This is a genomic window from Rhodococcus sp. IEGM 1307 (assembly GCF_030056915.1).
GTDB classification, from domain to species: Bacteria; Actinomycetota; Actinomycetes; order Mycobacteriales; family Mycobacteriaceae; genus Rhodococcus_F; species Rhodococcus_F opacus_D.
The window spans coordinates 1-3942 of the sequence record NZ_JASHKW010000054.1 but is presented as its reverse complement, the minus strand read 5'-3'; the positions used below and the strand labels follow the sequence as shown (position 1 = coordinate 3942).

The 3942-nt window shown below is 65.2% G+C and carries 3 protein-coding genes; all 3 read right to left on the bottom strand.

Annotation, left to right across the window (positions count from 1 at the left end; translation table 11 throughout):
- Window positions 1-48: 48 nt before the first annotated feature.
- The 3 genes from QM841_RS42750 to QM841_RS42740 are packed head-to-tail and all read right to left on the bottom strand — an operon-like array spanning window position 49 to window position 3823.
- Complete coding sequence (locus tag QM841_RS42750) at window positions 49-456, bottom strand: DUF6262 family protein (protein WP_249344095.1); 408 nt, start codon at window positions 454-456, stop codon at window positions 49-51.
- Between the two features lie 29 nt (window positions 457-485).
- A complete protein-coding gene (locus tag QM841_RS42745; RefSeq protein ID WP_283336774.1) occupies window positions 486-2642 on the bottom strand; it encodes a tyrosine-type recombinase/integrase in 2157 nt (718 codons plus the stop codon).
- Entirely contained in the window at window positions 2639-3823 is a 1185-nt protein-coding gene (locus QM841_RS42740) for a tyrosine-type recombinase/integrase (RefSeq protein WP_005574097.1), read from the bottom strand. Before QM841_RS42740 ends, QM841_RS42745 begins: the two co-directional genes overlap by 4 nt.
- Window positions 3824-3942 lie beyond the last annotated feature (119 nt).

The following is a 3942-nucleotide window of genomic DNA, read 5'->3' as shown; positions in this document are numbered from 1 at the left end:
CCAGCCGTTATCGTCGGTTTGAGCTGAGAAGCCTTTCGTTTGCGCTGGTCATGACGTTTCTGCGATTGATGCAATGTGGTTGGTGGCGGTCCCTTGGCGGGTGAGTTGGCGGCGCAGGTCGAGGTTCTCGCCGTGGGCCTGTTCGAGGGCGTCTCGCAGGGCTCGGACTTCGGTGCGGTGCTGTTTCTTCAGCTCAATGATCTGCTGGCTGAGTGTGTGGATGAGGGTGTTATCCGAATCCGGTGCGGTGGCGGCGTCGACCGGTCGGGCGGTGGCGCGCAGCCGTTCGATGCGGGGCCGCAGTTCGGCATGGTTGTAGAGGAAGGCGTGGGAGACGCCGGCCTCGCGCTGGACGGCTTGGAAGGTGACGCGTTCGCCGCGTTTGAGCAGACGCCGGATGGCCTGCTCGGCATCGGCGGTCTTGCGGGTGGATTTGGACTTGGCGGCGGCGACCAAGGCGGCTGTGCGGTCTGCATGTGTGGTGGTCAGGGTCGTGTCCTCCGTGTGATGGGGATGAGGGTGAGTGGGATCGGGCCGGTCGTGGTGGCGTGAGTGCCACCGCCTTGGATGGCGCGGCCGGGATCGGTCGGCAGTGCTTCCAGCAGCTTGGTCAGTGCCTCTTTCTCGGCGCGGCGGTGTGTGAGCCAGACGTTGTCGTCGGGCATGGGGCTGCCGTGTCGGATCTCGAATTCGGTTGTGGTGCGGTCGATCAGGGTGGTTGTGTCGTCGAGTTGGCGTTCGAGGACGGTCCGGTGGGTGGTGTCGGTGGCGAACACCGAGCAAGTGAGGCAGGCGTTGCCCTTGTCGCAGGATTGGAGCGGTGGCAGTAGACACCAGCCGTTGGGCAGGAATCGGTCGGCTCGGTCGAACAGGTGCATGCTGTCGTGGTCGTCACGGGAGAACTGGATCCGGGTTCCGTCGGCTTTCAGTTTCACTGTCGCGAGGAACGCTTGTTCGGCGTGCTGTTCACGGGCGGCGATGTAGTGCATGGTCATCGTCGGGGTGGCATGGCCTGCGTAGCGTTGCAGGACGTGGATCGGCAGACCGAGCTCGGCCAGCCGAGTCAATCGGGTGTGGCGAAATCGGTGAGTGTGGCTGAGCCTGATCACGCGGCCTTGGCTGTCGGTGATCTGCACCCGGTCGCTGAACTCACGCAGCATCCAGGTGTAGGTGCCTTGGGGATAGGGTTTGCCGCCGGTGCGGTTGCCGACGCGCTGGACGAACAGAAACCGCGGCTCGTGGTCGGGGAATTTGTCGCGGACCCAGCGTTGCTGCTCACCGATGACCTCGGTGACTTCCCGGTCGACCAAGATGGTGTCTGGTGCGATATCGATCTTCGTTTGCGCATAGTGAAATCGTGCGATCTTCTCAGTGCCGGGCGCGGTGACTGTGGTCGCCGGAGGCGCGGTCAGGCAGTCGAAGGCGCAGGTGCGGATTTCGCTGGCGCGCCGTCCGGTGAGGATCTGCATCAGGATCATCCGCATGGCTTGTGGATCATCGAAGCCGTTGGCCTGCAATTGTGTTCCATCGCCGCGGGTAATGAGCATCTGCTGTTCGCGGGGCAAGCCGAGCAGCGGCAACGCCGCCAGGATCTGGCCCATGGCGTGGTCGTCGACGTAATGGTCGTCGTTGAACTCGCGCGTGTGCTTGACGCGGGCGACCTGCCGGAACCAACTCGCGGCGTGCGCCTCGGTGACCCGTGACCACGGCTCTGCGCCGAGCAGCTGGTGGGCTTCGCCGCGGTTATCGGCGACGAACGCGAACAGCTCACCGACCGCTCGCAGGTCGTCGTTGATCTGACGTGGATGCACCGGTCTGTCGGCGAATCGGCGGTCGTTGCTGCGCAGCAGCCGGTTGGCGGGGTCGGCATCCCAACGCCGGAACGCCGCCGCCTGTGCGGCGGCGTTGGCGGGGTCGCCGAGGACCTGCAGCGGGTCGTCGACAGTGCCCAGCCAACGGTCGAACCTGGTCAGGCATTTGACTCGTTCCTGGCTGACCGTCGACCACCGTAAGGTCCCGGCCTCGAGTGCGGTCCCCAAATGCCATTTCGCTGCCTCTCGCAGCCAGCGATGACGGATCTGCCCGGGTGAACAGCCGTAGTTGGCCTGCGGTTCCCGCCCGGTCAACGGAATCCGCGGATCGCAGCGCGGGTGCCATTCGTCGAGATCCCACCAGTGCCCGTCATGACAGCGCGCCAGCAACGCCAGCCGAGCGAACCGGAACATCACCCGCAGCCGGGCGATGCTGCCATGGGGCGGCAGCCGCCCCCAGCGGGTCGCGTAGAACCATCGCTGCAACGCCGCGGCCTGATCCCAGTCCATCGCCCGGATCGACGGTGGGAACGGATGCTGTTCGCGGATCGCTCGTCGGAGGATGTTGGCCATCTGATTGGTGGCCAGGACGGAGGATCGGGTGCCGTCCAGTGCCTGCCAGTGCGCCATCCAGGCCAGCTCGGCAGCAATCGTCTCCGGCAGGCCGTGCAGCTTGATCCGAGCCTTGGCGTTCTCGGTGATCTTTTCCCAGTTGTCGATAGCGGGTCCGATGATCGGTCCGCGCCATTGCGGCGGCAACTCCTGCAGGAGCTGCCAGATCGGGTCTTTGTCATCGGCCGGGCGCAGATAGGGTGGCCGCTGCCCATTCATTCGGTCACCTGCCAGCCGGCCGCATATGATCGCCAGTTCGCCGCCGCCCGCAACGCCTCGTCCTCGCGAACCCAGCCGTAAAGGTCCAAAGTCGTTTGGACATGAGCGTGACCGAGCCGCCGCGATACCACCCACTCCGGTGTCCCCGCCAGCAACAACGCGGTCGCATGGCTGTGCCGGAACCAGTGCGGAGACCAACCCTCGGCACCGATGCCCCTTCGCCGCAACGCATTCGTCTTGTCCCGCACCGTCCCTTCCCGAAGCGACGACAGGAACGGCGGCCGGAAAAGATTCACCAGCAACGGCGACTCGACCCTCAGCGGCAGGCCCAGCTCGGTTGCTCGGCAGGCGATGTGGGTCAGGTAGTCGGCGAACAACCGCTCCAAGTCCGCGCCGACATAGACCCGACGCGGACGCATCATCTTCACCCGCGCCCCGTTCGCGTTGTCGTGTCGCGGCACGATCTCGACGAACGGTGTCCCGCCGCGACCCATCACGAAGTCACTGATCCGCAGACCCAAAGCCTCACCCAACCGCATGCCAGTCTCAGCCAGCAGCGCGAACAGAAACCGGTCCCGCAGATTCCCGACCCATTCACCAGTGGCCGAATCGAACACGGCGCATCCATTCAGGATCGCCTGGATCTGCCCAGGCAACAACAGAGGTGGCCGACCAGTACCGCGGTGACCGCGGCGCACCCGCACCAGCGACGACGGCCGCGCTGCCGCCCGAGCATCCAGATGCGCCAGCAACCCCCGCGCCGGCATCCGCCGCGGTGCCCCGCGCATCAACCGTCCCGCGACCGGAACACCGAAAACCGCTTCCTGCCAACGATAGAACGACATCAACGCCGCCAGCCGCGCCTCCAACGTCGAAGCTCCCGGTACCTGCTCCTGCGGGACCAAGCTGTGTTCAACCGTCCGGCCGTTGCGCAACCACGACAGGAACCCCGTCACCGCGGGGACACCGACGTCCCGCCACTTCCCGACCTCGTCGCGCTGCTCCAGGAACGTCCACCACTGAGCCAACGCCGTCGCATAGCCGCGCACCGTATTCGGCGACCACAGAGTCCGGTGAGACTCCAACCACTCCTCGACCGGATCAACGGTCCGATACGACGCATCGACCACCGTCCACGTCCGACTCCCACCAGGCGGTCGCACCGCCAGACCGTATGCCACAAGCGCCGCTCCCCTCGTTGTTGCACTCCCTCTGATAACCGGGAAACAACGATCGCAAAGCAAGATCAACAAACATCGTCGAAGACGTTAATGAGAGTCGACGAACTCCCGTTGATAAC